The organism is Lactobacillus kimbladii, from assembly GCF_014323605.1.
Classification (GTDB): domain Bacteria; phylum Bacillota; class Bacilli; order Lactobacillales; family Lactobacillaceae; genus Lactobacillus; species Lactobacillus kimbladii_B.
In genome coordinates this window covers 1-26492 of the sequence record NZ_SCMB01000002.1, presented here as the reverse complement: position 1 = coordinate 26492, position 26492 = coordinate 1, and the positions used below count along the sequence as shown (strand labels likewise).

Sequence of the window (26492 nt, the reverse complement as noted above, 5' to 3'; positions counted from 1 at the left end):
TGAACCCGCAGTGTTCAAAAAATGAGATGTATCGCAACGAATGTGGATCCTATCGCAAAAGATAGTCTTCCGATTCGAAAGTTATTTACTATCTCGCATGTCTTATGTTTGACCGGTCAACCTTATACAATTAAGCTATTCGATCGACTCAGATCAATTATTATACTACTAAGCTTTTTGATATTTGTCAAGAAAGAGCAAATATTGTCGGGTTTAGTGAAAAGTTTTTTATTTTTTAATCAAAAATGATAATTATTTATTGTTGAATGTTATCTAATTATTTATTATTATCTTTTAAAATAATACGAATAAGTTATAATAAACTGTTTTTTATTGCTAAGGATGGGAAGATAAAAATTATATTACGTTATTAAATCTATAGATGCATGAGAGAGAATTATTTTTACTTGTTTTTTTTGAGCTTAGTTCAGTTAGCTAAAATTTTCAATCTTTGTAACCTTTAATAATATAACCTATTAATCAAAAAAAGGTTTGTTTTGCAAGTGCTCTAAACATAAAAAAAACAAATAGTTTAATAATTTTCTTAATGAATTTGATTTTCTTTGTGATTTAATATTAATTGAAAAATATAAGTTTTTATTGTATTTAATAATGTTATTTTTTTAAATATTATTTTAGATTTATGAAATAATTAGCATTAATTGTATTTTTAAGATTTTTAAATTTATCAATTTTTTATTAATCGTTATTTATAAATACAATATTTTTTTAAGATATTATATTGACAATCAAAATTTTCAATCCTAGAATAGTATTCGGAAATAATAATCATACATACTTTTAGGAAGGATATATATATGCTAGGTAAAAATAATTATCATGAAAGATTAAGAAAAATGGAGTTGCTAGATAAGCAAGACCATTTTTCAATTCGTAAACTGAGTATTGGTGCAGCTTCTGTCTTGCTAGGTTTTACATTTTTTGGCTTAAATAGTCAAAGCGTAAAAGCTGATACGGTTAAATCTGTGCAGCAAATAAGTGAGAAATCAAACGAGGATCATTCAAATACTGAGACTAATTTGTCAACTTTTTCAGGTTTGAGTTCTTTTTTAAGAGACACTAAGGATAGCAAGCCCAAGAATGCCAATGATAAAAACAAGTCTAATAGTCAGATTGCTGAAGATAAGATTGACAGCGACAATAAAGATACAACAGTAGATAACAATAATAATAATGAAAATATTTCTTCAACTATCTCCGGAGAAGAAAGTCAAGACGATACTGCTGACAAGAATCCAATTGACAAAGATAATTCGGATAATAACAATTCTGATAATGCAACTTCAAAAGATAATACTAATGGAGTAACAGACAAAAACAAGATTGATAAAAAGGAAAGTAATGATTTAAAGGTTGAAAACGGTGTCGCCCAAATCTACAGTTGGGATCAATTTGAGAAGGCATTTCAAGATACAAATATCTCTAAAATAAGTATTATGAAAAATATTGTTTCTTCTAGCACCGGAACGGAACAAAGCTTTAAAGTTACGGGACATAAGCTTGTCATTGAATCAGGAGATGATCAAAAACATATTATTGATTTTAAGGGTCGACATCCTGATCTAGTAGGTAATTCTAAGTTAGACATAACTTTTAAAAATTTGAAAATATGGAGCTCAGACTGGTATGGAGTAGTTAGAACAGATCACTATAGTTATAATGCAAGTAAAGATAATACTGCTTTAATCACATTTGATAACGTTGAATTCTATGGTAATCAATTACTATATGTAGGTAGTCATAACGAAATACATATAAAAAATAAGGTAATTGCTGATCAAAAAAAGAGTCCATACAATAGTCCTGTTGATGGTTCTCAAGCTAATGGTGCAGTCAATAATTCACAAATCTTTGAATTTACCAATTCTGATAATTCACTTTATTTTGATGAAGGCTCTGAATTTATAGGTAATACTTTAAATGGTACTGCTATTGAAATGAGAGGTAAAAATTGCAATGTTTATATAGCTAAAGGTGCAAAAGTAACATTGAACCCCCTTAGGAATAGTGATGGTAGTTTTAGTCCTGATTCTGGGCAAAATGGGACGATTTATGGAATTATGATTGGCGGTGGTTCAGTAAATGTTAAAGGACATCTAGCCATTAACATAGGTAGTTCAGATTATAAGGGAACACGTGACAACAAAGTTGCTAAAGCTATTTATTTAGGTGATTCAAACAGTAGTTTGGTAATAGATAGTAACGTCGATCGGACCGGCGGCATAGTAGATGTTAAGACTAACGGAAATATATCAAGAAAAGATTCAAATGATTTAATTACCGATTTGGGCAATTTAATAGTTAAACCAAATGCCGCTTTAAATGTTACTGGTGAAAATATGGGCGACTACTCGGGAACATTAATTTCCATTAAAGGTAAAGGAGACTTTGAGAACAGTGCTCTTAATGTAAAGCTGCAAGGTGATGCTGGAAATGAAGCCATTACTTTAATTGATGCACCAGGAGATTTAACTATAAACAATCCCACCTCTTTAATATTAGATGCACATTTGAACCAAAATCCAGGAACAACTATTTTTGGTAATAATCAGGTTAACATTACAAATGTTCGGCAGGTTTTAACTTATGATAAAGAAGATTTAAATAAAAAACTTACTATACCTCCTTTTCATGTTTTGCAGGTTAAACATACATCTAATGGTATGGAGATTGGTAAAGTTGAAATGCTCAATGGAAAAAGAACTTTGAGTAAGGAGTTGGCGTCCCAACTTAAAGCTGACCAAGGGGTTCAAGCTATATTAAAGGAATATCCTGATATTGCAGTTAAGTTGGACCCAGACTCAGGCTCTTATATAGGACAAACCTTTGACAATATTTTTGCAGATGCGATGAAAATCGCTCTCAGCAATTCAAAATATCCAGGTTATAATAATATAGCTTTTAAGCCTGCTAATCCAACTGGATTTTTAGATATTGATACAGACAAAAATGATGTTACAATTGATTATATTGATGATGAATCAAATCCTGATAATAGTTTGGCTGTAATAACCGGCTATATTAAAAATTATGACAACAGTTTAGATGGACCAGATACAAGTGGCATATTTAACTCGATTCTTAATCTACCAGGAGGAACTGACCCATATATTAAAATTGTTATTAAGGACTCATCTGGAAAAGAAACTACTTTGATTCCTAAAGGATTTAATGAAGATCCATATGTGGATACAGATGACGAAATACTCCCTTTAGAACATCATTTTGCAGGTAAAGCTGTTTACGATGAAATTACTGAAGAATATAAGTTTACCATAACTATTCCTACGAGTGAACTATTAAAAGGATCTTCAATTGCACTATATCCAGATGCTAATTTCGTTGAATACAATCCTCTGTCCCTCTCATTAGCACCTACAGATACTAATCTTCGACCTATCGTTAAAAACATATTAGCTCTAGCTCAAAATACTGCAGCTAAAGCAATTCAAGATAAAATTAATGAAGTTGAAGGTGCAGAGCTTGATTTAACAGCAGATGAAAAACAAAAATTAACTGACGCCCTTAATGACGCTAAAGCTGCCATTGCTAATCCAGGTAGTGACGGGGTCTCAGTTTATGCTAGTGATGTTAAAGACGTTCCAACAGTTAACGACCGTAAAAAGGCTGCTCTAGATAAGCTTGAGCAGGCATTCGAGACAGCACAAGAAGCTTCAAGCAAGGCTAGTGCTGTTAAAAAGGCACAAGCTGCAGCCAATAAAGCAATCAGTACTGCTGCACAAGAAGCAATTACTCGTGTAAAGACATCCGGATTGTCAGAGGATAAGCAAAAGCAGTATATTGACGCTATTAACAATGCTAAAGATACTGCTTTACAAAATCCTTCAACTGACAAGAATTCAATTTATAATCCTGACAATGCCTCCGCTGATATTACAAACATAGAGAAATCAGTTAGCGATAAGATTAATAAGGAAGCTGCTAAGGCTGAAGTTGCTGGCTATACTGAAAAAGGTGAGACTACTTTAGGTATAGTTTCACCTAATACAGAAATTGACGAAGCTTTGGCAAACCAACTAGCTAATATTGATAAAGCAACTGACATAGGTGCAGCTGAGGATTCAGCCAAGAAAGATATTTTTGATAAGTTGAAGGCAGCTGCCAAAACCAAGATAGAAGAAAGCGCAAATAAAGCCAAAGAAAGTCTTGGAGTAGATGCAGATGAAGGCATAGATAAAGCGGTTAAAGAAGCTGAAACTGCAATTGATGGTCATACTAGTTTAGATGATATTAAAGGTGACATCACTGCCGGACAAGACAGCGTTTTAGCTGCTTATAAAGATTCGGCCAAGAAGCAACTTACAGAAATAGCCCAAGCCGATAAGGAAGCACTTGGAGTAGATTCAGATCCAAATATTGATCAAGCAGTAGAAAATGCAAATAGCCTAATTGAGCAAGCAGGAACAATAGATTTAGTTAATACTAACTTAGGTGAAGGCAAGAAGAAGGTTCAGGACAAGTTCAAAGCAGCCGCTAAAGCCAAGATAGAAGAAAGTGCAAATAAAGCCAAAGAAAGTCTTGGAGTAGACGCAGATGAAGGCATAGATAAAGCGGTTGAAGAAGCTGAAACTGCAATTGATGGTCATACTAGTTTAGATGATATTAAAGGTGACATCACTGCCGGACAAGATAACGTTTTAGCTGCTTATAAAGATTCAGCTAAGAAACAAATCCAAGAATATGGTAAAGCTGCTAAGCAAAATCTTGGAGTAGACACAGATGAAGGCATAGATAAAGCGGTTAAAAAAGCTGAAACTGCAATTGCCGGTCATACTAGTTTAGATGATATTAAAGGTGATCTTACTACAGGTCGAGGGGAAGTTTTAACTGCTTATAAAGATTCAGCTAAGAAACAAATCCAAGAATATGGTAAAGCTGCTAAAGAAAGTCTTGGAGTAGACGCAGATGAAGGCATAGATAAAGCGGTTGAAGAAGCTGAAACTGCAATTGCCGGTCATACTAGTTTAGATGATATTAAAAATGATGTTGCCACTGGTAAAGAAAACATATTAGCTCAAGCTCAAAATACTGCAGCTAAAGCAATTCAAGATAAAATTAATGAAGTTGAAGGTGCAGAGCTTGATTTAACAGCAGATGAAAAACAAAAATTAACTGACGCCCTTAATGACGCTAAAGCTGCCATTGCTAATCCAGGTAGTGACGGGGTCTCAGTTTATGCTAGTGATGTTAAAGACGTTCCAACAGTTAACGACCGTAAAAAGGCTGCTCTAGATAAGCTTGAGCAGGCATTCGAGACAGCACAAGAAGCTTCAAGCAAGGCTAGTGCTGTTAAAAAGGCACAAGCTGCAGCCAATAAAGCAATCAGTACTGCTGCACAAGAAGCAATTACTCGTGTAAAGACATCCGGATTGTCAGAGGATAAGCAAAAGCAGTATATTGACGCTATTAACAATGCTAAAGATACTGCTTTACAAAATCCTTCAACTGACAAGAATTCAATTTATAATCCTGACAATGCCTCCGCTGATATTACAAACATAGAGAAATCAGTTAGCGATAAGATTAATAAGGAAGCTGCTAAGGCTGAAGTTGCTGGCTATACTGAAAAAGGTGAGACTACTTTAGGTATAGTTTCACCTAATACAGAAATTGACGAAGCTTTGGCAAACCAACTAGCTAATATTGATAAAGCAACTGACATAGGTGCAGCTGAGGATTCAGCCAAGAAAGATATTTTTGATAAGTTGAAGGCAGCTGCCAAAACCAAGATAGAAGAAAGCGCAAATAAAGCCAAAGAAAGTCTTGGAGTAGATGCAGATGAAGGCATAGATAAAGCGGTTAAAGAAGCTGAAACTGCAATTGATGGTCATACTAGTTTAGATGATATTAAAGGTGACATCACTGCCGGACAAGACAGCGTTTTAGCTGCCTATAAAGATTCGGCCAAGAAGCAACTTACAGAAATAGCCCAAGCCGATAAGGAAGCACTTGGAGTAGATTCAGATCCAAATATTGATCAAGCAGTAGAAAATGCAAATAGCCTAATTGAGCAAGCAGGAACAATAGATTTAGTTAATACTAACTTAGGTGAAGGCAAGAAGAAGGTTCAGGACAAGTTCAAAGCAGCCGCTAAAGCCAAGATAGAAGAAAGTGCAAATAAAGCCAAAGAAAGTCTTGGAGTAGACGCAGATGAAGGCATAGATAAAGCGGTTGAAGAAGCTGAAACTGCAATTGATGGTCATACTAGTTTAGATGATATTAAAGGTGACATCACTGCCGGACAAGATAACGTTTTAGCTGCTTATAAAGATTCAGCTAAGAAACAAATAAATCAAGCACGGGATAATGCTATTAATGAAATTAATGATAAAACTAAGTATCCTAACTTAACTGATGAAGACAGAACTTTACTAATTAACACTATTAAGGACGATGCCACTGAAGGTGTTGATAAGGTCAATAAGGAAACTGATCCTGATCTAATCAAAACTGATAAACAGACTGCAATTGATAAGATTAACAGTGTTAAGAGTACTGCTTCAAGTAAAGATTTGGCAGATCTTCAGAATGAAAAGAGTTCACAACTTAAAGCCTTACAAGATGCTGCTACGAAAGCTAAGAATGTTATTGATAGTATAAATGACAATTATCTTAGCCCAAGTAACAAGCAATATTACAAAAATTTGATTGATCAGCATGCTGCTTCAGCAACTAATGCCATCAATTCAGCAGGTAATAAAGACGCTATCGATACTGCTGAAAAAGACGGTGAAAACAACATAAACGGAGATCTTGTTTCAGCCCAAGTTGCTGCTGCTAAATCACAAGCAATTGCAGAATTGAATCAGGCAAAGAACGATAACAAATCAATTGTTAATGAAGCCCACACGAACGGCACACTTTCTGATGATGATTGGCAGAAAGACCTCGATGCTATTGACAATGCCTATACTACGGCAATAACTGCTGTATCTAATGACTATACTCCATCCGATATTGTTACTGACAAGAACACGGGTATCAGTGCTATGAAAGCTGTTGCTGACAGTATTTCTCAGGATAAAGACAAGGCCGACTTAGCAAAAGCTAAGAATAAAGCGAACGCAGATTTAAGAGATCAAGCTCAAAAACTGCGTGGTCATATTCAAGAAGACCCTAATTTATCTAACAGTGAAAAAAGCGATTACCTTGAGCAAATTGCTTCTGCTCTGAATAATGCAGAGCAAGCAGTTAATGCTGCTGATAAAGATAACGTTAAATCAGCACACAATGCAGGTATTGAAGAATTAAACAACATTAGAAATAATGCTGATTTGCAATCTGCTAGAGACAAAGCTCTAACTAATTTACAAAATGAATTCAATGCTGATAGTGCAGCTATTGACAAATTAGGTAATATTAGTACAGCTGGTAAAGATGGTATCAAGACTGATCTTCAAAACGCCTATGACAATGCTGTCAATAAGGTTAAAGATCCGACTTCTAATACTGTTGCATTGATTAATTCGGCAAGTAATGACGGCATTACCACTATGGAGAATATTCTGGGCAAAGCAAAGGGTATCGACCAGACAATCGCTGATGATAAGCAAAAACTGGAAGATTTTGCTCAAAAAGCAACTGACCGTATTAACGGTTCAACTATGACAGACACTGACAAGAGTGTAGCCATTACCAATATTCAAAAAGCCCGTGATACTGCTAAAGCAGAAGTTGGCAAGCAAACAACAGTTGAAGATGCTAATCAAGCTGAAAAAGATGGTGAAATCAATATTCAAAAAGCAGAAGCCATGGCTAATAATGCAGATTTAGAAAAGGCTAAAACTGCAGCAAAAGCTAAAATTGATAACGCTAGAGAGACAGCTTTAAACAACTTAAAAGATGTGTACGATGCTTTAACTGATGTTGAAAAGAAGCAAGTTCAAAATGCATATGACAAGGCTGTTAAAGCTATTCCGGAAATTGCTGACCAAGCTGAGGCAGCAATTGATACTGCATTAGACAAGGATACAATTACTGGTTTAACTAATGATGCCATCAATTCTATAAACTCAACTGGTGATACAGCTAATGTTGCAATGACTAAGATTTCAGCTGTTCAAGCTATTAAGGATGCCGCTAATGCCGCTAAGGCTAAATTGTCGAAGGATAGAGATAAACAATCAGTTGAAGAGATTGAAAACTTAGGAATTGCTGATATTAATTCCGCCACTAATAGTTCAACAATACTTGCCATCAAGAATAATGCTCTTAACAGTATCAACAATATTAAAGATTCTGATACAGGTGATAAAGATAAAGATGACGCTCTTTGGGCTAAAAAGAACAAGGCCAATGAGGATCTTGCTAAGGAACTTGCTAATACTACCGCTGCTATTGACAAACTAAATGATTTAACTGCCGACCAAAAGAAGCAATTTAAAGCTCAAGCTCAGGCTGCTCACGATAGAGCACATATCAGAATTGAAGGTGCTACTGAGGATCAAATCGATTCTGAAAAAGGCCTTGGCAAGACTAATATTGATAAAGCACTAACAGATGCTAAACTGCAAGCTGTTAAAAATGTTGCTAAAGCAGATGTTGACAAGACCGCTGATGATGCCATTGATCAAGTTAATAAGGACGATACTATTAATAAAGATGATAAACAAAATATCATCGATAATATCAACAAAGACCGTGACAAGACTAAAGAAGACATTGATAATGCCGACACACCTGATAAAGTTAATAATGCTAAACAAGATGGTGAAGGAGAAATCAAGGGTCACGTTGATAATGGTACCTCATCAGCTAAAGAGAAACAGACTGCTAAAGATAAGCTTGCTGCTGCCGCTGATAAGATTTATGACCGTCTGAAGAATGACAGGGATAGTGGAAAGCTAGATTATAATCAATATCAAGACCTGAAAGACAAGGTAGATAATGCTGTTGCTGCAGCAAACGGAGCCATTTCAAATGCTGACGGTACATCAAACATTAATGGTGCTGAAAGTGATGGTGAAAGTGCCTTAAGCGGAATTAATACTGATATTGATAAAGTAGAAGCAGTTAACACCGCTTTAGGTAAGTTGTCTGATGCGGTTAACAAAGCTAATGATGCTGCTGATGCGGTTGCTAAAGAAGTAGGTAAGACTGAGAAAGAGCAGCAAAAACTTGCTAAACAAATGAAGGATGCTATCGAAAAACAGCGTGCTGATGCGGCAAAGAACATTAAAGATGCTCAAAACGCAGCAGATGATCCATTAAATGCCATTAAGACTGCTGGTCAAAAAGGTGTTGATACCATTACCGGTCTGACTAATGATTACACCGATAAGGTTGATCAGATTAAGACTCTGAAACAAAAAGCTGATGCAGCTAAGGACGATCTTAACAAACTTAAGACAGATGAAAATGGCAACCCTGTACTTACTGCAAGTGATGTTGCACAAGGTGAAGCTGAGATTGACGACGCTGTGAAAACTGGAATCAGCGATATTTACCAAGCATCTTCTGTAGATGATGCAAAAACAGCGGAACAAAAAGCTGAAGTCGCGGTTGAGTTAGCGAAGTTACCAACTAAACTTCTCGCAGAAAAGAACAAACAGATTGCTGCTATCAACCAGTATGCTACTGCTGCTGAAAGTGATATTGAAAAATTTGCTCAAACCGATCAGAATAAGAATGGTCTGCCAGCAGACACTATCGCAGAACTTAAGGCGCAAGTTGAAGCGGCCAAGAATAAGGCTATTTCTAAGATTAATGATGTTACTTTAGCAGAAGGTGCGAGTCAAACTGACTTTAACGAAGCTAAGGCCAAGGTTGATAATGCTGAAAAAGGTGTTGCTGAAAGTAACGAAACAGTTGACTTTGGTGAAGCTGGAATTGATAAAGTTAAAACACTTGCCCAACAAAAAGCCGATGTTGTTAAGGCCAAAAATGACGCAATTGCTGAACTTGAGCAGAAACAAGAAGAAGCAAATAATAAAATCAAAGATTCAGGTTTGTCTCCTTCTGATCAAGGACCTTTGAAGGATCAAGTACAAAAGCTCGTTGATAAAGCTAAGGATCAGATTATTAATATTTCTGACACAGATGATAACGGTCATGTTAAGACTCCTGAGCAGGTAAAAGACGAAGCTGATACAATTATTAACAACACTGTTAATGGGTTTGATGATCAAGACAATGGTGTTAACAACGTACCTGGAATTAGCGATATTATTAACAATGCTCAACTTGATGGTGCTAAGACAACAGCTGAAAAAACTCTTAATAATAAACGTGCTCAAGCGCATGACGTTATTAACGGCTCACAATTAACTGCAGATCAAAAGCAAAAAGCTAATAAAGCTATCGATGATGCCTTTAATACCGAAAAGTCTGATATTGATAGTAAGACCGACATAAATGATGTTCCAAAAGATGAAGATCAGATTGGTAAAGCTATCGACGCTATCTTGACTAAACCTAGTGAATGGTTCGATAACGAACACGATAATGCTTTGTCAGGTACAGATGGTATAGCTGGTTTACAAGCTGGTCTTGATAAATTAACTGATATGCAAAAGGCCGATCCTGATTACAAAGATTACCTCAATGACATTAATAATGCTATTACAGCAATTAATAATGCTCAGAACATTAAGGATGCAAGTTCAGCTTACGACAAGGGTATGACGTTACTTAACAAGTTGAATGCCCTTGATCAGGTTAAGACTGATGCTAATAAGGCTAAAACTAATATTGATAATAGTGATTTAACTGATAAAGCTAAAGATCGTCTAAAAGGTGACGTTGATAAAGTTGTTGAAGACACCAAGGACAAGCTTAACCAGATCGATTCTTCTGTTGATAACGCTTCAACTAACAAGGACAAGATTGATCAGATTACCCATGATGCTCAAAGCGATATTACCACCATTGAAAACGACTTTGGTATTGAAGACCAATCTCAAGATGCTGTTGATGCCAACAATGAAATTTCCCAGAACCATAGTGATGCGGTAGATACAATTCACAATGAATTTGGTGATGACAGCAAGACACCTAAGACTGATGATGCTTACGAAAAGAATAAGCATGTTCATAGTTCATCGCAAGATGGTATCAACTCTGATAAGACCAACGCTGATAAGGAAATTTCTAAAGGCGCAATTGACGATGCAGTTGATATTGCTAAAGATAAAGTCAACCATCTGAAGCATGAAGACGGCACTGATTATACTGATGCTGATAAGAATAAGATTAATGAGCAGATTGATAAGGATGCTACAGATGCCAAGGATAATATCGATAAAGCTGACAAAGTAACTGATATTGATAATATTCGTGATAACGGTATCCACCAAATCCACCAAGATTGCTCTGACACTTCTACAATCGATAAGATTCTTCATGGTGATAACAACAATAATAATAACGGTGGTGGAATAGTTGCTCCAGTTCAACCAGTAACGCCGGCTAAGAACCCAACTACTAACACCTCTGACAAAGATAAAACTGACGGAACCAATGATAATATCAACTCTGTAGAGGTAACTTTGATGCACAATGCCTACCTATACGATGAAACTGGCAAGCGTGCTAACAAGATTACTCTTGGAGCTGGGTCAGTCCTAACTACTTATGGCACTAAGACCATCAATGGTAGAGACTACTACGTCCTTGTTGATAAAGGTGCTAAGAACAAGAAATATTATGTTGCTGTTGGTAACGTTGTTGCGGTTACTCGTAAACTGAAGCATAACGCATATATTTACAATCAATTTGGCAAACGGGTAAAGAAGACTGGTGTTTACAAGAAGGGCAAACTTATTAAGACCTATGGTGCAGCTGTCAAGATTCGTGGCAAGAAGTACTACATTATTGGCAAGAATCGCTTTGTTAAAGCTGCCAACTTTGCTAAAGGTGTCGTAGCTGCAGGTACTGCAAAGGCTGAAGTAGTTCCAACCAGTGCAGTTACTGAAAAGCCTCAAGTTACTGTAGAAAAGACTTTAATGCACAATGCTTACCTCTATGATAAGAACGGTACCCGTGCTAACAAGTTAATCTTCCAAGCAGGTTCTCAAGTTGAAACTGTTGGTAAGAAGACTGTCAACGGAAAGGTTTGCTACGAACTTCCAGATGGTATGTTTATTGCAGCCGGCAATATTGATGCCAAGAAGTTGAAGTTAAAGCACAATGCCTACGTTTATAACAAGTATGGTCATCGTGCAAACAAGAAAGTACTGAAGAAACGTAAGTCAGTTAAGACTTATGGTAATTCAGTCAAGATAAACGGCAAGAGATATTTCATTACTGCAAAAGGACGTTTTGTTAAAAAAGCTAACTTTTAAATTGAAATAGCTTAAATGAAATGCCACAAATTGTTGAAATAACAGTTTGTGGTTTTTTTATTTATATTAAAAATATTATTCTTATAGGTAATTACTGCAGATTTTCACCCTAGATAATAAATCTTTTAAGTATATCTCAAAAATGACTAAATATATATTTGTAATTTTAATTTAGTATTCGTATAGCATAAATAATTATTTCAAAAAACTATTAAATTAAAAATATTTATATAATATTAAGATATAAAATATTTTTTGTAATAATATAGCTATTGTTATTTTTAACTTTAAGAATACTGTATTAAAAGTGGTTTGTTAAAAATATGTTATTTCAAAAAAGTTATTTATACTGTGAATAATAGTGTTACTAAATTGACAGTAAAAATAACAGGATTTACAATTAATATGTAATCATAATTTTGAGGAAGGATTATTATGCTAGGTAAAAATAACAATAAGGAAAGAATACGTAAAATGGAAATGCAGGCAAAGCAAGACCACTTTTCAATTCGTAAATTGACAATTGGTGCTGCTTCTGTCTTGCTCGGTTTTACATTTTTTGGCTTAAACAATCAAACAGTGAAAGCAAATACAGTTGATCCGGTAAATGAAGAAGTAAATTCTCAAAAAAATGAGAATGAAACAACTAAAACAGAACAAACTGGGGATACTGCAAAAACTGCAACTACAGAAAAGCAGTCAAGTCAAGATAATACAAAGCACGATTTAAGCACTTTTTCTGGCTTAAGTTCGTTTTTAAGAGATAGTGGCAGTGACTCAAAAGCTAGTCACAGTTTATCAACTGGTCAGAAAAAATCAGAAAAGACAACCTCTGAGTCAACAAATAGCTCGGAACAACAGTCTAGTCAGGATCAACCAGCCAATGATGTTTCATCTCCTAAAAAAGATACAACAAAGCCTGTTGATTCAACTGCTGTAGTAGATGAAGATTCAAATGCTGCTGAAAACACAGAAATAAATACTAGGGATGCTGGTGTAGCACAGGTCCATAACTATACTGAACTTATAGCTGCATTTCAAAATGATAGTATTTCTGAAATTGACGTTATGAACGATATTACTGACGGACCAGAGAATGGCTCACAAGCATACTACTTCTATGGCAGGAAAATGCTGATCAAATCCGCTGGCAATGGTAATACCAGATTTAAGGTGGATTTGAAAGGTAACCACCTCCAATTAAATAGTGGCAGTACGCAGGATTTAGATATAACGTACGACAACCTTGACTTATGGAGTGCCGATATCTGGGGCGTCATTATGACTGATGATTACAACCAAGATGGTCATTTTTCAAAAATCACTTTCAATAATGTTAATTTCCATGGTTCGCAAATGGTTCACTGTGGTAACAATACTAAAATTTACTTTACAGGAACTAACTATGGTGAAGTGACTCATACACCATACCCTGGCATTACAATATCAAGTGGTGATGTTCAACAACTATTTGAATTTACAGGTTCAAACAACTCAATTGATTTTAGCGGTACTTTTACCGGTAAAACTGTCGGTGGTAACGTATTAGAAATGGCTGGGAGCAACAATGTTGTTAATATTGCCAAGGATGCCAAGGTAACACTTGTTCCTCGAATCTATGTTCCTAATAATAACTTAGGCTCTAACGCTGCTGAACATACTGGGCTTCCTTTAGCTATCGCCATGTTAGGTAATAATGAAGCCGTGAATGTTAATGGTGAATTAAACATCATAGTTGGTAGTGATCACTATAATGGTACAAATGACAACGATCAATCCAGTGCAATCCTGATTAATGATGGCAACTCTGTTTTTAATATTAATAGTGATGCGAAAGTCAATATTACCACTAATGGTGATATAGCTAATAACTGGGGCAACAGAAACCTGATTTATGATGGTGGTAATTTTAACATTCTGCCGCGAGGATCGTTAAACATTAATGGCTCAAATATGGGCGACTATTCTGGCACTTTAGTCCTAATTAGGGGTACGGCCAATATTGAAAACGGTGGTTTTAACATCATTCTTGGAACGCCAGGTCCAAATGGTAGATACGTAGATGGCGGTAATGGCCAAATACTTTTGGTAGATGTGCAAGGCGGAAAGTTATTTGTTAATAATCCTACCTCATTAATTTTGAATGTCCAGGGCAATACCAATCCTGCTACGAGTATTATCGGCACCATGCCGATTACCTTAACAAATGTGCGGCAGCAGTTTGATTTGAGCTCAACGCAAACTGGGGTTGGTAAAGTAACATTGCCACCATTTCACCTTTTAACTGTTAGGAAAACTGACAATACAATTGCAGTCGATAATATTGAGTTGCTTAATGGTCAAAAAAAGCTAACAGCAGATAAATTGGCAGAAATCAAAGCACAGGCAGCAAAAGCTCATATTTCACTTGATAAATTGCCAGCAGATGTTCAAAATTCGTTAGCTGATGGTATTAAAAACGGTTGGACTTACGATCAAATCTTTTCGGATATTATTCAAAAAGCATTCAATAATAGCAATAATTTTGGGTATAACAACATTAGTTTCATTCCAGCCAATCCAAGCGGCTTTTTGGATATTGATCCTGGTAAGGTCAAAATCACTAGAAATGATGATGGCTCGCAAACAATTTCCGGTGAGGCAGGTAGCGTAATTAATTATAATTCTGCTACTGATGGACCAGATTCAGATCCAGAAAATTTGAAAAATCCGTTTAGTTTGATTTTACCAGTTGCCACTAAAGCATATATTATAGCCAACTTAATTGATAGTATGGGTGTAAAAACTGCATGGACACCAAAGGATCAAAATGGCAAGAATTTAATTGACAACCCATATTTGCAAACAAAAGACACCATAAGAGATTCAAGCAACAGTTCTTTGAGCCCTTTACCAACACAATTTGCAGCAATTGTAAATGATGATGGTTCATTTAGTTTTACTATTCCAGCCGATCAAACGATCAGATTTGATAAAGGCTACTCTATAGAATTAACTCCAAATGCTAATTTTGTTAGTTATGATCCGTCTAGTGTAGCTATCGGACGTCGCCCAATAATTAAAAACTTAGATATTTTAACTTTGTCTGATGCACAAGATCAAGCTGCTAAGGCAATTACTGACGCAATTAGTGATGCGAAAATTCATAGACCTAATAACCTATCTGAAGCTCAAGTTAAAGACTTTAATGAACAGTTAGATAAAGTTGCGTCTGCTGCATCCAAAACAATTAATGCCGATAATGAAAAAACTTCGGTTTATGCTTCAAGTGCAAATACTTTAACCGAGGTTAACAATCGTAAGAATGCTGCCCTTGATGCAATTAAGAATATCGTAAGTCAGGCGCAAAATTCTTCAACTATCGAGTCGTCTCGCGATAGCGCAATAACGAATTTAAATAATGAAGCCACATTGCAGTCAAAGAGATTCCCTACAATGGTAGATGCAATTAATGCTGCACGTGATAAAGCTATAAATACTGTGAAAGCTTTTCAAACTGATAAAGGTATTTCAGAAGCAGAGAAGAATGGTATTAATGCGATTGATCAAGCAGCTTATGGCTATAAGGAGAGCATTGAAACTGATCTTAAACAAAAAATTGATCAAGTCTATGTCGATGCTTACAAGCTTTCAAGCGATCCTAACTTGAGTAAAGAAGAAAAGGACGAAGTAGTTAATTTACCTAAACGTCTGGCGCGCGCTCAGGCTATCGCTCAACCGGAAGGTGATATTGAAAGAGACCTTGACCAAGTATCAGTAGATGGGCACCAAAAAGAAGCTCAAGATATAATTGATAAAGTTAACAAAACAATTCAGGCATTGAAAGACTTACAGGCAGTCGCTCAAGATGAAATTAACAACCATGCCGATAAGACTGCAGAAATAAGGGATTCTTATAATAAAGCAGTTCACAATATTATCACTGGTGATGATCCCGATGGTTCCAAGGGTAAGGAGTCTATTAAGGATATAAATGCTGACCAAGAAGCAAGTAAAATTATTGCTGCAGCTGCGGCTGCCAAAGAGCGAGTGCAGAACTCAGGCATTAGTTCAGATCAGCAGGTTCCTCTATTAGACGCAATTGATCAGGCTGCCCAAGTTGCAACTGCTAAACCAGGAAGTGCTAAGTATGATGAGCAAAAATCGATTTACGGCACTTCTGATAACACTGCCATCAAGCAAAGAGAAGCAGCTACGCAAACTATTTTTGATCAAAATGCGGCAAAAGCGGAAATTATGGGCTATGCAACCACTACTGAAAATTCGCTAGGCATCCCTTCAAACTCTGAAATTGAGAAAACAGTAGCTGATGGTTTGACTAATATTGATCAAGCCAGTGACTCTGCTGCTGTTTCGACAACCGAGGAGTCAACCAAGCGGTCAATTTTAAGACAACTTTCCAAGATCAAGCTTGCTAAAGCTGAAAACGATCTTGAAAGCCAACTGCGTAGCTTGCCTGGCTTGTCTGCAAATGATATTGATGATAGCGTGGCGGCTGCACAGAAACTGCTCAATAATTCAACAACTCCTCTTGGTTATAACCAGCGCATTGACCAAGCAGATAGTTTAACTGCAATTGATTCAGCGCGTAATGATGGTATTGCTGCCTTGAACAACTTACTGGCTTCAGCTAAAGCTAAAGGTGAGCGTAACAATTCCTTGGCTGATTCTATCAAGCAGATTAGACAAGAGCAAACTAATGCTGATAAACAAATTGACCAGACAAGCAATCTGACTGCTGAACAAAAGAAAGCATATCATGATCAAATCAGCAAGGTAGTTACTGACAGTATAGATACTTTAAACAAGGTCGATAGTTCTAAAATCGCTGAAACTGTAACTAACGCTAAAAACAGTATAGACAATATTGTTAGCGATGCCCAAGGTACTGCAAATAAGGAGGTAGAAGAAGCTAGAACAAATGCAACTCAAGATGTAGATACAGCTGTTAATGATGCAAAGGCTAAAATTGAAAGCATTGCTGATAGTCAACTCAGTCCTTCAAATAAAAAGTATTATGAAGACCAAATTGATCAAGATGCCCAGGCTGCAAAGGCAAAAATTGCTTCGGCTCAAAATGTTTCTGATATTACTTCGGCCAAACAAGAGGGTCAAAACAATATTCTTAAAGATTTAGGCGCTGCCCAAATTACAGCTACTAAAGCGCAAGCAATTAGTAAATTGCAACAGGCCAAAGCTAATGCTAAAGATGTTCTTGCAAATGCGCAAAAAAATGAACAACTTGATCCGGCAACAGTACAAGCTAAACGAGATCAAATCGATGACGGTTATGATCAAGCAATCCAAGCTATTAATAATGACCATACAGTAACCGATATTAATGCTGATGCGCAGAAGGGAATTGATGCTATTAATTCTGTTATTAATTCTCTTTCGCCTGATCTCGAGGCTCAGGCTTTAACGAAACAGCGTCAAGCTGCAATCGAAAAATTAAGAGGTGCGCGCGATTCTGTAAATAGTCAGATTACTAATGACCCTAATTTGGGCGTAACGGAAAAGAATGACTACTATAATCAGATTGCAAGTGCTTTCAATCAAGCTCAAGCTGCTATTCAAGGCGCAAGTAAAAATGATGTAGACGCAGCGTTAACTAAAGGTCAAAACGATTTAGCCAGCATTCAAACTGCAGCAAACTTGCAATCTGCAAAAGACCAAGCTTTAGCAGCCCTAATGGATGAGCGCAATAAAGTAAAAGAACAAATTGGCAATATGGACCAGATTACAAGTGCCAACAAAGCTGACTTGCGTGCCAAAGTAGATGCTACTTATGATATTGGCGTTACTGGTATCAATAATAAAAACACAACTACTAATGAGCAACTTAATGCTATCGTCCAGAATGGTAAGTCATTAATTGACAATGTGATTAGTGACATAAATGTTAATAAGATCCTTAATAAACAAAAGCTTGATGATTATGCTCAAAAAGCGATTGACCGAATCAATAATTCGTCAGATATCACTAACGATGCCAAGACAACAGCTATTAATAATATTACTTCTGCACGTGATAATGCAAAATCCGTAGTTGATTCTACAGCTGCAGTTTCAGATGCTAATACAGCTGAGAAAAATGGTGAATCTGCTATTGACGCTGCAGAAGCTGCAGGTAATGGTTTTAATACATCTAAAACTGATACAAAAAATAGTATTGCCAATGCTGCTATCAGTGCCAAGAATCGCTTAAATGACATTTATAGCAAATTGTCGGAAGACCAAAGAAATGAAGTAAAGAAACAATTTAATGATGCAATTAGTCAGCTTGAGTCAATCCCAACGGATGCAAATAGTAAAATTGACGCAGCCACAAATAAAGAACAACTAACTGGAATTTATCAAGATGCATTAAATAAAATTAATAACATTGAATCTGCTGCCAAGTTAGCTAGTGATAAAGTTGTTGCCACCGATTTGATTAAAAATACAGCATACGCGGCTCGAGCTAAACTACGTGATTCACGAGACCAAAATGCAGTTTTTGCAGTGGCTGATTTAGGCATTAAAGATATTGGCGCGGCTAATGATAGCGCTACAGTTGAGAAAATCAAAAATAATACCTTACAGGGAATTAGTAACGTAGTTACTAATGCAAGTAAGAGTGATGCTGATGATATCCGTAACCAAAGAGATCAAGCAATTAAAGAACTTGATAAAGCTCTTGGGAAAGGCTCAACTGATACCGGTGTTCTACCAGAAATAAATGGTTTAAGTGATTTAACCTCTGATCAGCTGGGTAAGTTTAAACAACAAGCACAAGATGCTTATAATCATGCTGTTGCAAACGTCAGTGGCGCTCTATCTGAAAATATTGATACAGAAAAGAATACCGGTCTAAGCAATATTTACCAGGCTTTGGCTGATGCTAAACTGCAGGCGGCTAAAAATAAGGCAAAATCTGCTTTAGATGATAAAGCCCAAACTTCAATTGGTGGTGATGCTAAAGATAAATCTACAATTGAGAGCGAGCGGGATAAGGCCAAAGAGAATATTGATAAAGCTCAAAATCAAGATGATGTCCAAAAAGCTCAAGATGAGGGTGATAAAGCGATTAAAGCAATTGTTGATACAGCAAATGATGAAAAAATCACGAATGCTAAGACTTCTGCTAAAAATGATTTTGATAATTCAACTAATAAATTACAACAGCAAATTGATCAAGACTTAGCTGATAAGAAATTAGGTCAAGACCAATATAATGATTTGAAGAATAAAATTGATCAAATTCGGCAGTCTGGTGAAACCAGAATTAATTCTGCTACCACTCAGGATCAATTATCTGATGTTAAAGGTCAGAATAATGCTGATTTGGATAAAGTTAATAATGAAATTGTCAAGGCAGAGTCAGTCAATAACGCGTTAACTAAATTGCAAGATGCAGTTAATAAGGCAAATGAAGCTGCAGATAAGATTGCCAAGGATAATCCTAATCTGGCGGATCAGATGAGAGAGCGTATTAAGTCAGAACGTGATAAAGCTGCCCAAAATGTTCAAGCTGCTCAAAACAATGCGACTGACGCCAATAGTGCAATGAATCAAGCAGCGCAAGCTGGTAATGATGCAATTACTGGCTTAACTCAGCGATTCGAAGAAAAGAACAAGCAAATTAATACTCTGAAAGAATATGCTGAAGCTACTAAGGCAAAATTGCCAAGTTCAGGACTTGATCCAAACGAAATAAGCCAAAATGAAGCTGCAATAAGTGATGCAATGCAAAAAGCTGTTAGCGACTTATATGGTGCCGATGATAATGCAGACTTAGGTCAAGTTGAAAAAGCTGGTGAGGCCGCTATAGATCAAGCAGGTATTCCAGCCAATTTACTAAGTGAAAAGAATAAGCAAATTGCGGCTATTGATAAGTATGTCAAAGATAAGGGCAGTATTAGCCAAGTTGCCAGCGATTTAACTGATCAGCAAAAGGCTGACTTAGAAGATCAACTCAATCAGTTGCTTCAAAAGACCAAGGATGAAATTAGTAAACTTGCTTTACCAAGTAGTCCGACAACAACAGATCTCGAAAATGCTAAACAAAAACTGCAAAACATTGAAAAGGGGCTCGATAGCGAAGGACACTCAATCAATTTAGGTGAAACTGGAATTGACCAGCTATACCAGACTGCCAAAGATAAAGAAAAAATATATCAAATTAAGCAAAATGCTATTAATAATCTTCTTGAGCAAAAAGCCGAAGCTGACAAAAAGCTTGAAGATTCTGGTTTAGTAAACTCTGATTTACAAAAGCAAAAGCAGAAGATTCAAGATATTTACGATCAAAGCAAGGCAAAGATTAACGCAGTTCCAACAACGGATAAGAATGGAAATGATCGTTCTACTGATGACATCAAAAAGGACGTTGATCAAATTGTCAACAATGCAACCCAAGGATATTCTGATAGCGATTCTGGCAGTCACGTTCCTGGATTTACTGATGTTGAAAAAGATACTGATCTTGCTGCTGTCAAAGCAAAGGCAGAGGATATTTTACAAAGAAAATATTCAACAACTCACAATATTATTGGCTCATCTCAACTAACTGCTGCTCAAAAGAAAACATTAAACAAGATAGTTGATGATTTATATGCAACTGAAAAAGCAAGCATAGAGCAACAAACTGATATCACCAAAATTCCGACTGCTGAAAATCAAATCGGTACTAAGCTAACTGATACTTATCAAAATACGTCTGACTGGTTCAAATATAATCAAGCAAATGCTTTAAATGGAGCTGGAAATGAAATAACAGGATTAGAAGCCGGATATAATGGGCTAACGGAAGAGCAAAAAGCTAATCCTGATTATCAAAGCAATATTCAAACTATACGTGAAGCAATTGCTGCCATTAAGCATTCAACTAATATCGACTCTACAACTCAATCGTATAGCAACGGAATCAATGCTTATAATGAACTGATGGGCAAAGAACGAGTTAATGATATGTTCAAAAAAGCAAAGGATACGCTTAATGATATAGATAGTCTACTTCCTCAAGATAGAGATCATTTCAAAAATAGACTTGATGGTATTCATGGAAGTGTCAATACTGTGCTTACTCAGGATGCTCATGCCGATGCATCGTATGAAAGTATTGCCAATCAGATAAACCACGATATTGATATGACGAGACAGGCAATTGATCAGTTAATGCAGCAAGCATTGTACACAGTTAAGAGTTCTGCTAATATGGATATTGAGACTGAATACAAAGGAGCCGTTGCCCAGAACCAGAAATACTTTGGTGATTCTGCATGGATTTATGCAACTAATAGTGAGCATGACAAGTATAAATATATATCTGGTAATTCTTACGATGAAGTTTCGAATAATAGAATAACTGGAATACGGGAAATTGCCAAAGCTGCTGTCTCAGATGCTGCTACTAATGCTAAGAAGAAAATTGATAATAATAGGGTAAAGCATGAAAACGGTGATAATTATACTGACGATGAAAAAGCCAAGATTAAGACTGAAATCGATCGTATTTTAGCTGATGCTCAGGAAAAGATTAATCAAAATAATACTTTAACTGATATTGACGGCAAGCGTGACGATGGTATTGAAGCAATTAATAAGGCATCTTCAGATTCAGCTGTCATTGATAAAATTATTAAAGATAGTGCCAACAACAATAACAATGGCAATAATGATAATTCGAATAGCGGTGGTGACAATTCTAATTCCGCTGATAACAGTAGCACTTCATCTAGTCCTGCTAACCCTGTTAATCCAGCTGAGCAACCAACTACTGATAAAGAAAACGGCACAAATGATGCGCCAAACGATTTAGGCGAAAGTACTAATGTAACCTTAATGCATAATGCTTATCTATATGATGATTCTGGCAAACGTGCTAACAAAGTTACACTTGGTGCCGGCTCAATTCTTTCAACTTACGGTACGGTTACTATTGCAGGACGTGAATACTATGTACTAGTTGACACACATAATAATAACAAAAAGTATTATGTTGCTGCAACAAATGGTCAGGCCACTAAGCAAAAATTGACTCACAATGCGTATGTTTATAACCAGCTTGGCAAGCGGGTTAAGAAGACAGGAGTTTACAAAAAGGGTCAACAGCTTAATACATTCGGTGGAGTCGTTAAGATTCGCGGTAAAAGATACTTCACTATCGCGAAGAACCGCTATGTCAAAGCAGGAAATGTAAAATTAGTAACTGCTATGGGATCAGCGGGTGAAGAAGTTGCTGCAGAAACTATTAATACTGCAGTTCAACCTGTTGAGACTACGACTAAGAAACTAATGCATAATGCTTATCTATATGATGAAAGTGGTAAACGTGCTAATAAGTTAATTATCAACTCGGGTTCAGAAATTAAAACAGTTGGTAAGAAAACTATTAGTGGTAAAACCTATTACGTTTTAACAGATGGATTGCTTGTAAATAGCGGCAATATTGATGCCGAGAAATTAAAGCTGAAACATAATGCCTATATATACAATAAGTATGGTCATCGTTTAGGTAAAAGAGTTTTGCGTAAACATAAAGTTGTTAAGACTTATGGTAATCCTATTAAAATTGGTCATAAGAAATTCTATGTCATAGCAAATGGTAAATATATTAAGAAGGCAAACTTTTAGGTAGTTAATCTTTAAAATTGACTAGTTGGTAAAACACGGAAGACCTCAAATTTAGAATAAATTTGAGGTCTTTTTGCTCCTAAAATTTTTAATTAAGACATTAGTTTGATTAGCTAATTTAAAAAAATCAAATTTGAGAGTTACAATCTATCAAAATTATATTGAGCTTTAGCTGAATCGGAGATCTTTTAAATATAAAAACAATGAAGGGACATAAAGTATCAAAACCTATGCAAATCAGATCTCTATTGATAATTAGAGATTTATAAAGAGAGAAACTTTTAGATAATTTAGTCTCAAAAAAAGGACTAAATAGTAAATTTCATGAATAGTGTCATTTAGGTGATACTATTTTTATATATAAAATTAATAAAATATTCGAATATAGATTTTGTTAGAAAATATCATTTTAAATAACATTAAAAATATAAGATTAATATATCAGTTTTATATTATTATTAAATTTTATGTTATTTTAATTTTAAAAGCAAGTACTATATTTTATTATAAATATAACAAATATTAATTTATAAAATAAAAAGTTAAATTTACAACTATTGAGTTGTTTTTATTTTAATCCTAAATCAAAAGCATTAGATACAAATTTACATTTTTATCTTTTAAGTTTAAAATTAAATTTTAAAATAACACTTATTTGTAGAAAATAATTTGTTTCCAAAGCTATATTGACAAAAAATAACTATAGTTATAGAATTTAGAATGTAATTAAATTTTCAAGGAAGGAAAACTCATGCTAGGTAAAAATAACTATAAAGAACAACTAAGAAAAATGAAAATGCAGGCAAAACATGACCGATTCTCAATTCGTAAATTGTCTATTGGTGCTGCTTCTGTTCTGTTAGGTTTCACTTTTTTCGGATTAGGCAGCAAGACTGTAAAGGCTGATGTTGTTGAGCCATCACAACAAGTAGAGACAAAAACAAAATCTGGATCAAATGATTTGGAATCTAATACAACTACATCAGGAAATAAAGTGCTGACTTCTGAATCTGATAAAAGTGGTAAACAGAATAAAAAGTCTGAAAAAAGCGCTAAATTGTCTACTTTCTCAGGTTTGGCATCATTTTTGAAAGATAGGGATGATGTAAAAGATTCTGAAACAGTCAAAGATCAGACAAAAAAGGCTGTGAAAGGCTCGGATCAAACTGTTTCTGTTAACCATTCAGAAACCGATTCAAATAATGAAGATGTTAATGATACTAACGTTGCCTCAGAAACTAATACTTCAAATGATAGCAAGTTGCCAGAAAGTTCTCATGATAGTGAGATTAAACCGGTTGATGGTACTGTCTCTAGCGATAATCAAACCACTGAAGCTGATAAAATTACAGATGTAAAAGATAAAAGTAGTTTTGTAAAGGATGCAAGTAACGGCTTATCTTTTAAAGCTTATAATTGGAATGATTTTCAAAATGCATTGTATAACAAAGATATCAATGAAATTCTTATAATGAATGATATTAGTGCCCCATCTAATAATGGAAACAACACATTCGATGTTCCAGGAAGAGACTTAATAATTAGATCTAATGGAAACTCTAAATGTACCCTGAATTTCACTGGCTTTTCACCGAAACAAAAATCAGGCACAAATGCAAATGTGGTTTATCAAAACTTGAATTTAATTAGTGGTGACTATTACGGTGTTTGGAGTACTGAAAACATTAGTGGATCATATCAGTCTACGATCACCTTTAAAGACTGTATATTTAATGGTTCACAAATGATATATGCTGGAAGTAATACACATATTCGTTTCACTGGAAATAATGAAGCACATACAGCTAAATGGCCAAACCGTCATGATCAACAATTATTTGAATTTGCAAGTGGGAGAACTAATGATAGTATAGAATTTTTAGATGGCAATTTTGTTGGATCTACGTACGGTGGTTCTATTATCGAAATGAAAGGTAATGGTAACTCTGTAAAGATTAATAGGAATGCTACAGTAACACTTAACCCTGTTCAAGATTATGATGGTAACAGTGATACTGGCGAATGGGGTTATCCATTTAGTGCAATTTACATGGAGGGTAATGGCAATGTATCAGTATCAGGTACACTGAATATTAATATTGGTATTGATGCTGTTCGACCGTATCAAGGTGTAAGAAATAGCGGTAAGTCTAGAGCTATATACTTAAGTGCTCCAGCGTCTACATTTAATATTTTACAAAATGGACAAGTAAATATTAATACAAATGGTAATATCACTGATAGGAAAACTGGGAATTTATTTTATAATAATGGTAGTCTTACCATTAGTCCAAAAGCTGAACTGAATATTGTTGGTAATGATATGGGTGATTATTCAGGAACATTAGTTTATATTACCGGTTCAGCTGAAGTTGAAAATGGTGGCTTTAATATTAGTTTAGGTAAAAAAGCAGGTAGTGGTGCCATAACTTTACTAGATGTTAAAGGTGGCACATTTAAAGTTGATAATCCAAGTTCATTTGTTTTAGATGCTCATAATAATCAAAATTATGATACAAGTATTATAGGTAATAATCGCATTACTGTTACTAATGTTCGTCAAGAGCTACAAACTATCACAGGAACTAAGTTTACACTACCACCATTTCATGTTTTACAAATGCAGAAATCAGGTACAGGCGTTTCGGTTAACAATATGGAAATGCTTGATGGTAGCAAAGTATTGACTAAAGAGCAATTAGCGGAAATTGAAAATGACCCTGAATTAAAGGAAATTTTCAATGATGATAGATTTAGCGCTTTTCTGGATGCTGCAAAAGCTGCTGTAGCAAGTCCAGGAAATAATTTGCTTGATAAGATTATGAAAACAGCTTTTGAAACCGCTTTGAGTACCAAGGATTCAGCTAGTTACAATTATGTTAAATTCGTTCCTGCTAATCCAAGTGGGTATTTGGATATAGACACTGATAGCTTAGTGGTTGTACAAAATGAAGATGGCTCAAAATCCATTAAAGGTAGAGTCAAAAATTATAACGGATCTGACGACGGACCAAGTAAAGAAAATGCTTTTTATAAGTACTTTTCAAAAGGTACAGATGGTTATATAATTGCTAAGTATATTTCTAGTAATCCAAAATATAATGGAATAATTCAAGAGGATAAAACTTTAAAGCCCTATGTCAATACTAATGATACTTTTCGTGGTGACGTTGGTGATAATATCAAAGAGTTACCAAGTGTATTTACATCTAAAATTAATACTGACGGATCCTTTGAAGTTAGAATCCCGTCAGATGTTTTAGCAAATCTAAGTAAGGAAGACAAAATTGAATTAACTCCTAATGCTAACTTTGTAGGGTACAGTCCAGATGCAATTGATTCTGGAGTTCGACCAGTTGAAAAAGGCTTGGAAATTACTGGAGGATCAGGTGATTTAGAAGCTAATAAGACTGCGCAAAAGGCTTATATTAGTTCGATGGCTGAAGCGGCCAAGAAGCGAATACAAAATGCATACGATAAATTATCTTCTTCAGTTCAAAATGACCTTAAAGAAGTTTTAAGTCAAGCTATAGCAGATATAGATCAGGCAGA

The 26492-nt window shown here is 35.4% G+C and carries 3 protein-coding genes; all 3 read left to right on the top strand.

Translation table 11 applies throughout. From position 1 onward, the window contains the following. Positions 1-818 precede the first annotated feature (818 nt). Positions 819-12323 (top strand): SLAP domain-containing protein, encoded by an 11505-nt coding sequence (locus ERK18_RS03215; RefSeq protein WP_187154277.1) that lies wholly within the window; start codon positions 819-821, stop codon positions 12321-12323. 435 nt (positions 12324-12758) lie between these two features. Beyond that, positions 12759-22940 (top strand): SLAP domain-containing protein, encoded by a 10182-nt coding sequence (locus ERK18_RS03210; protein WP_187154276.1) that lies wholly within the window; start codon positions 12759-12761, stop codon positions 22938-22940. A 751-nt stretch (positions 22941-23691) separates the two neighbouring features. Continuing rightward, a partial coding sequence (locus ERK18_RS03205; RefSeq protein WP_187154275.1) for a pectate lyase-like adhesive domain-containing protein occupies positions 23692-26492 on the top strand: 2801 nt, incomplete at its 3' end.

Coding starts and splice junctions, on each gene's coding strand:
- ERK18_RS03215 (WP_187154277.1), top strand. CDS start 819: ATGCTAGGTAAAAATAATTATCATGAAAGATTAAGAAAAATGGAGTTG.
- ERK18_RS03210 (WP_187154276.1), top strand. CDS start 12,759: ATGCTAGGTAAAAATAACAATAAGGAAAGAATACGTAAAATGGAAATG.